Origin of the sequence: Vannielia litorea, from assembly GCF_018424695.1 — a bacterium.
GTDB lineage: Bacteria > Pseudomonadota > Alphaproteobacteria > Rhodobacterales > Rhodobacteraceae > Vannielia > Vannielia litorea_A.
The window spans coordinates 22,881-28,990 of sequence record NZ_QTNQ01000055.1; the positions used below are offsets into that span (position 1 = coordinate 22,881).

A 6,110-nucleotide genomic window follows, 5' to 3' on the forward strand; every position below is an offset into this window, starting at 1 on the left:
CCGTGCCGTCAGGCGGTTTCGCCCAGCGCCTTGATGTGCTCCGGCAGCCGCGCGTTGGAGCCATACATGAAGTGGTTTTCCATCCGCTCCGAGTAGCGGCTCGCCTCCGTGGAAAGCCCCACGTTTTCAGCCACTTCCCGGATGTGCATCGGGCTCGCGCCGCAGCAGACGCCTAGGTAGTTCACCCCCATCTCATGGGCCTCCCGCGCGAACGCCCCGATCTCGTAGCGGTTGCAGAACATCGGGTCGAGCGCCGTCGGAAACGCCCGCCCATGCGGCGCCGGGCAGGTGCAGCCGTTATTATCCTTCAAATTGAAGAACGTAGGCTCACCCTCCGTCGTCCGAAACGGCACCGGCAAAGCCCCCACATGACAAGAAACCGCCCCCCGAATCTCTCGCAGCCAAGGCATCATCGTGTCCGGCCCGCGGAAGCAGTTCAGCCCCACCACGTCGGCGCCGCCCTGTTCAAGTGCCTGACACGTCTCCACAATTCCGCGCCCGTCGCGCATCTCCTCGCCCGCCATCGGCGCCAGCGTCACCACCACCGGCAGGCCCGAGGCTTTGGCCACCTCCAGCGCGCAGAGCGCCTCGCCGGCGTAGTAGAAGGTCTCGCAAACGATCATGTCCGCCCCTTCCTCCACGGCCCAGCCGACCATTTCCTCGAACATGCCGCGCACCTCGGCCTGCTTCGCCGCGTCATCGGGCGCCCAGATGTTGGTGTTCGAGATGTTGCCGGCCATCAGGTTGCCCCGCTTCCGGTTGGCCACCTCGCGGGCAATCCGCAGCGCCGCACGGTTCAGCGGCTCCAGCAGGTCTTCCTTGCCGATCACCCGCATCTTCTCGCGGTGCCCGTTGTAGGTGAAGGCCTCGACGATATCGCTGCCCGCGCGCTGAAAATCGATGTGCAGCGCGCCCAGCGCCTCCGGGTGGTCCAGCGCCACCTCGGGCACAAACTCGCCCGCCGTCAGGTAGCCGCGCCGCTCCAGCTCGAAGAGAAAGCCCTCGGCGCAAATCACCGGCCCCGCATCGAGCCGCTTCGTCAGTTGGTTCTCACTCATGGATCAGTCCTTTCCTGCGATCCGTCCACGACCATCGTTGGAAAACGCCGAGCCTCACGGGCCGCGCGCGGCGGCCCGTTGCAATGGTCCTCGGCCTGGCCGCGCGCTGCGCGACCGTAGAGACATGTCAGAGAGGCAGGCGCCGGGCCCGACGCGCGGCCGCGCCGCCGCGCCGCCGGTTCGGTGGCAGGGCAAGCGGAAGCAGCGTCAGCGGATTATCCGCAGAGGCCTGAAGCAGGCTGCAAAAAGCCTCCACCGCGAGCGAATGCCCGGAAAACGGCAGGGCGCGCGCATAGGCCTCCAGCGCGGCATGGCGATAATCCACGCCACCAGGCAGACCGGCGAGCCATTGCATGTAGCCTAGCTGGCCAAGCTGCCACGCCTCATCGGGTGGCATCGGGCCTGTATCGAGTTGGGATATCGTGCGTTCCAGAAGCATCGCGCCCTCCGCGCAAGGGGGCGGGCGCTGGCGGCGGTCGGCGATGTATCAGGGCCTTGGCGGTCCATCTCGTCTCTCCGTCCCAGGGCACCCCGCCCAGGTCTTAGGGTGACTGCGGTGCGTGGGCCACGCACCGGAGATGGCAGGTCTCCTGACTTGCGGGTCATCGCTTCCCCGAACCTTCCCGGACATCTCGTCCAGTGGCGTTCGTCGGGGTCGCTCACCGCTCACAGTTGCGGGGGCAGTCGCGGAGTTGGGCTTGTCGCCCGCACCGCGTTCCCTTTTCAGCCGGCCTGTTGGGGCCGGGCACCATCGCGCTTGAAAATGGCCGAGAGGCGGGCCCGTGTCCAGTTGGAATCACCACCCAAGCGGCACATCATGCCGTTGCGGCAAGCCGCGCTACTCCGCCGCCTCAGTCGCGACCCAGGGCGCAATGTAGAACGGCCCCACCGCGCGCTCCTTTTCGCAGCTGTCATCCAGCTGCCGGGTGGGGTCGTTGATGAAGGCCGCGGTCATGTCGCCCACGCAATCGGCATAGGCCAATGCGCCGTGCCCGGCCTCGGCGATGAAGAAATGCTGCGCGTTGGTCAGCCCCCGCACCGCCTCTTCGGCCCAGCTCGCCGCCGTCTGAATATCCCAACCCGAGCCGATCGAGACGGTCGGAATGTCGCTCTCCACCACCTCGTGCCAGCCCTCCCGCGGCACCGGCTCGAAGGCCTGGCAGGTGCCGTAAACCAGCAGCGCCGAGTCGTCGTAAAAGCCAGAGGTATCGTAGGGGAGGGCGGCGGTGGTCGCGTCGTAGCCCTCGCGGCTGTTAAACGGCATGTCCTCCTGGCAGGCGTAAAGCATCAGGTCGATGGAGTTCTGCTGAAACTCCAGCGTATGGGTCTGCACCTCCTCGGCCACGAAGGCAAAGACCGCCGCCACCTCCGCCTCCGTCATCGCATCGACGATCGCCAGGAGCCGCGCCAGCACCGGCCCGTCGAAGTGGGCGCGCACGAAGTCGGAGAGCCGCCCACGTGAGGGCGTGCCGCTCCGCAGGGCAGCGTAGTCGCGCAGCAGTGCCCGGCCTTCCTCCTGCGTCGTCACCCGGCCCGGCAGCGCCGCCGAGAGCTCGGCATCGAAGAGCCCCGGCATCGGCCCCAACGCCTTGTCGCGGTGGAGCTGGCCGCGCAGCTCTGCCACCGCCACGCCCAGGGAGGACTCCGCCGCGGCAATAATCTCGGCATCCTTCAGCGCAAGGCCGAGCAGCTTGTGCTGCGTCTCGGTCAGCGCATCCTTGCGCGCCGCCAACACATCTGCCGCGGTCTGGCCGGGCCGGTTGAAGCCCCAGTCCCCGGCGACCATCTCCAGCGTTGGGGCTTCGCCGCCCCGGTGCAGCTCATAGATAATCGCGGGAAAGTAGGCGGTGATGCTGTTGGGGTGGTGGAAGGTGTTGCGCTCGTTGAACAGTCCGCCGACAAAATTGGCCGGAATGGTGGTGCCATCCATCACCAGCTCCCCGGCCTTCGTCTTGGCCAGCACCTCCGCCAGCACCCTGCCAAGCTCGGGGTAAGCCTCGGCGCAGGCGGGCTCGGCGGCGCAGTCCTGCACCAGCCGCTCCATCGATTCCGCCATCGGCAGGCCCAGAGTGTCATAAAGCTTGATCCACGGTGGCGCGACCCCGTCGATCACTGCGGCTCGCGTGCCCTCGGGCGCGCTGCGCATCACCTCCATGGTCAGCTTGGTGCCATAGGAGATTCCGTAGAGGTTCCAGCTTTCGTAGCCCAGAGCGGTGAGCACATAGGGCACGTCAAGCGCGTTTTGGCGACTGTTGTACTTGCTCAGGTCAGTGCCATCGGCCTGGATCTCCTCCAGGCAGTTTTCGAGGAAAGGCGTCACCACCGGGTTGCCGTCGGCATCGAGGTCGAGCCCGATGATCTCGCGCATGGCAACGCCTGCAACGTTCATGTTGATCTGCTCCCGGCAGGCCACGCTCCCCGAAGAGATCCCCGCCGCCCGCTGGTCAAACAGCACCACGTCGCGGGTGGCCCGGAACGGGCCGAACTTGTCAGCCATGAAGCCAAGCCCCCCGCCGACTGCGCCAATCCCCGGCCCGCCATGGAGGTAAACCACAGGGTCTGCGGCGGGGTAGCTGGTGTCGGCCCGCAGAATGGCGAAGGCCAGATCCACCACCTGTCCGTTGTCCGGCGCGTCGTGGTCTTCGGGCACGGTCACGGTGCCACAAAGCACCGTCTCGCCCACGATCTCCGTCATGGCCAGCGGATCGCGGCAGTGGGTGACCTCAACCTGTGCGCCTTGGCCATTGGCAAGCAGCGCGTCAAAATACGCCCCGTCCGGCTCGGTCGCCGTCAACGCCATCAATGTCGCCAGGATTTCGTCCATGGTGGTCTCCTCTCACTGTCTTGGCACAGGCCGGTTCAACTCAGGGTGAAGTTTGCTCCGATTCGGTGAGATCCTTGAGGATTAATGCTCTTTCGCGCGCTTCACGCCTCTCAGGCAGCTTCTGGGCTCGGCTTGTGATGCGATCTTGCACATTCAATCCAGCATCGTGATGAATTGCGCAAATTTGCGCATTTCCCCATATCGGCTCCAAGCAACAAATGGAGCATCCCATGTCCGAACCCATCCACTCGGCCACCCGCATCGGCCATATCCACCTGAAGGTGGCCGACCTCGAGCGCGCCATCGGCTTCTATTCCGGCGTACTCGGCTTCGAGGTCACCCAGCGCTACGGGACCGAGGCCGCCTTCCTTTCGGCGGGTGGCTACCACCACCACATCGGCCTGAACACCTGGGCCAGCAAGGGCAGCACCCCGCCGCCGCCGCATCACACTGGCCTGTTCCACACCGCCATCCTCTATCCCGACCGCACCGCGCTCGCCGATGCCCTGCGCCGCGTGACCGAGGCAGGCATCCGGCTGGATGGTGCCTCCGACCATGGCGTCTCCGAGGCGCTCTACCTGCGCGACCCCGACGAGAACGGCGTCGAGCTCTACCGGGACCACCCCGAGGCAGAGTGGCCGCGCGATGCGGGCGGCGGCCTCAAAATGGTAACCCGCCCGCTCGACGTGGAGGCGCTTCTTGCCGAGGCCCGCGCAACGGGCTGAGCGGCGGTGCGGCTGTCATGCAACCGTCACACCCCTGTCATCCGATGGAGTCAATCCGCCCCTAGGGTCTCACCCGAGGGTTGAAGGCCTGCCCCTCTGGCCGCAGCCCACGCCCCGAGGCGGCCCCTCGTACCGGTCGCGGCACCCCGCCGCCTGCCGGCACCGCCCCGGGATAGAGCGACCGCACTCCTGTCCCCCGGAGCCATTCCGCTCATTGCCCCCCGGTCCATCCCCGGCCCGGGGGGCCTCTTCTTTCCGCCCCCTCTGGACCTCCCCGCGCGCCGCCCCTAGGGTCGCGCCGCAAGAGGGAGGCCCGCCATGGCAACCGGAACCAACATCCGCACCTATTACAACGGCACCTGGAACGAAGGCGACGTGATGATCATGCGCGCCGCTGATCATGGCGCATGGCTCGGGACAACGGTGTTTGACGGCGCCCGCTACGTCGACGGCATTGCGCCCGACCTGGTGGCGCACCTCGCCCGCGTGAACCGCTCGGCAGAGGCGCTGATGATCCGCCCCACGCTGACGACCGAGGAGATGCTCGAGATCGCCTGGGAGGGGCTGAAGCTCTACCCCAAGGAGGCCGCCGTCTACATCCGCCCGATGTATTGGGGCATCGAGAGCGGCCACATGGGCATCCTCCCCGCCGAGGCCGACGCGGGCTTTGCGCTGTGCCTCGAAGAGGTGCCCATGGCCCCGCCCGAGGCCACCGTCCGGCTCACAACCACCCAGTTCCGCCGGCCGGTGATCGAAAGCGCGGTGTGCAACGCCAAGGCAGGCTGCCTCTACCCCAACAACGCGCGGATGCTGGCCGAGGCCAAGCGCAAAGGCTACGACAACGCGCTGGTGGCCGATGTCATGGGCAACGTGGCCGAAAGCGCCACCGCCAATGCCTTCATGGTCAAGGATGGCGAGGTGTTCACCCCCATCGCCAACGGCACCTTCCTGTCGGGCATCACCCGGGCGCGGCACATCTCCAACCTCCGCGCAGATGGGGTGGAGGTGCATGAATGCGTGCTCAGTTTCGATGACTTCCGCGCGGCGGACGAGGTGTTCCTGTCAGGCAACCTGATGAAGATCACACCGGTCACCGAATTCGATGGCACCCACTACCAGCACGGGCCCGTCACCCGCCGCGCCCGCGAACTCTACTGGGATTGGGCCTTGTCCGCCTGACCGTGCGGCTCCAAGCAAGGAGGCATCATGTGACCCGTCGCCAGAACCGTCGCTACCTCGCCATCGGCCTCGTCTGCGTCGGGCTCGCGGCCGCTACCGTCGTGGCGATGCCCCATGGGCACATCATCCCGCTCGGCCTCGCGCCCCTGGTTGTGCTCCTCACCTTCGCCCTGTCTCTCGCGGCGCTGTGGTTTCTCTTCTATCTGGGCCTCAGCCCCAGACTGAAACAGGTGATTTCCGGGGGGCGCGACGACCTTCCCGGCCTCGAAGGGCTCGCCCTCTTCCCCTCCCTCGAAGACTGAGGGCACCACGCCTCCCCCACAC

6 protein-coding genes and 2 riboswitches are annotated in these 6,110 nt (G+C 66.8%); of the genes, 3 read left to right on the plus strand and 3 right to left on the minus strand.

Translation table 11 applies throughout. From position 1 onward, the window contains the following. Window positions 1–8 precede the first annotated feature (8 nt). The 3 genes from DYI42_RS16550 to DYI42_RS16560 form a co-directional block, all read right to left on the minus strand. Window positions 9–1,058, minus strand: a complete 1,050-nt coding sequence (locus DYI42_RS16550) for a homocysteine S-methyltransferase family protein (protein ID WP_213547181.1) — start codon at window positions 1,056–1,058, stop codon at window positions 9–11. Window positions 1,059–1,080: 22 nt separating this feature from the next. After that, window positions 1,081–1,156, minus strand: a riboswitch (S-adenosyl-L-homocysteine riboswitch). A gap of 29 nt (window positions 1,157–1,185) precedes the next feature. Next, on the minus strand, window positions 1,186–1,497 hold the full coding sequence (locus DYI42_RS16555) for a hypothetical protein (RefSeq protein ID WP_213547183.1): 312 nt from the start codon (window positions 1,495–1,497) through the stop codon (window positions 1,186–1,188). 124 nt (window positions 1,498–1,621) lie between these two features. Continuing rightward, window positions 1,622–1,826, minus strand: a riboswitch (cobalamin riboswitch). Window positions 1,827–1,896: 70 nt separating this feature from the next. After that, window positions 1,897–3,882 carry an alpha/beta fold hydrolase gene (locus DYI42_RS16560; protein WP_213547185.1) on the minus strand — a complete coding sequence of 662 codons (1,986 nt, stop codon included), beginning with the start codon at window positions 3,880–3,882 and terminating at the stop codon, window positions 1,897–1,899. 230 nt (window positions 3,883–4,112) lie between these two features. Here DYI42_RS16560 and DYI42_RS16565 point away from each other — a divergent pair, with 230 nt between their 5' ends. The 3 genes from DYI42_RS16565 to DYI42_RS16575 all read left to right on the plus strand — a co-directional run bounded on the left by DYI42_RS16565 (window position 4,113) and on the right by DYI42_RS16575 (window position 6,088). Beyond that, a complete protein-coding gene (locus DYI42_RS16565) occupies window positions 4,113–4,607 on the plus strand; it encodes a VOC family protein (RefSeq protein WP_213547187.1) in 495 nt (164 codons plus the stop codon). 318 nt (window positions 4,608–4,925) lie between these two features. Then, on the plus strand, window positions 4,926–5,786 hold the full coding sequence (locus tag DYI42_RS16570) for a branched-chain amino acid aminotransferase (RefSeq protein ID WP_213547189.1): 861 nt from the start codon (window positions 4,926–4,928) through the stop codon (window positions 5,784–5,786). 29 nt (window positions 5,787–5,815) lie between these two features. Beyond that, window positions 5,816–6,088: a hypothetical protein gene (locus DYI42_RS16575; RefSeq protein ID WP_213547190.1), complete on the plus strand. Its 273-nt coding sequence runs from the start codon at window positions 5,816–5,818 to the stop codon at window positions 6,086–6,088. The last annotated feature ends 22 nt before the right edge of the window (window positions 6,089–6,110 follow it).

Bases quoted from the DNA above. Each gene is read 5' to 3' on its own strand.
- DYI42_RS16550 (WP_213547181.1), bottom strand. From the start codon at position 1,058: ATGAGTGAGAACCAACTGACGAAGCGGCTCGATGCGGGGCCGGTGATT.
- DYI42_RS16555 (WP_213547183.1), bottom strand. From the start codon at position 1,497: ATGCTTCTGGAACGCACGATATCCCAACTCGATACAGGCCCGATGCCA.
- DYI42_RS16560 (WP_213547185.1), bottom strand. From the start codon at position 3,882: ATGGACGAAATCCTGGCGACATTGATGGCGTTGACGGCGACCGAGCCG.
- DYI42_RS16565 (WP_213547187.1), top strand. From the start codon at position 4,113: ATGTCCGAACCCATCCACTCGGCCACCCGCATCGGCCATATCCACCTG.
- DYI42_RS16570 (WP_213547189.1), top strand. From the start codon at position 4,926: ATGGCAACCGGAACCAACATCCGCACCTATTACAACGGCACCTGGAAC.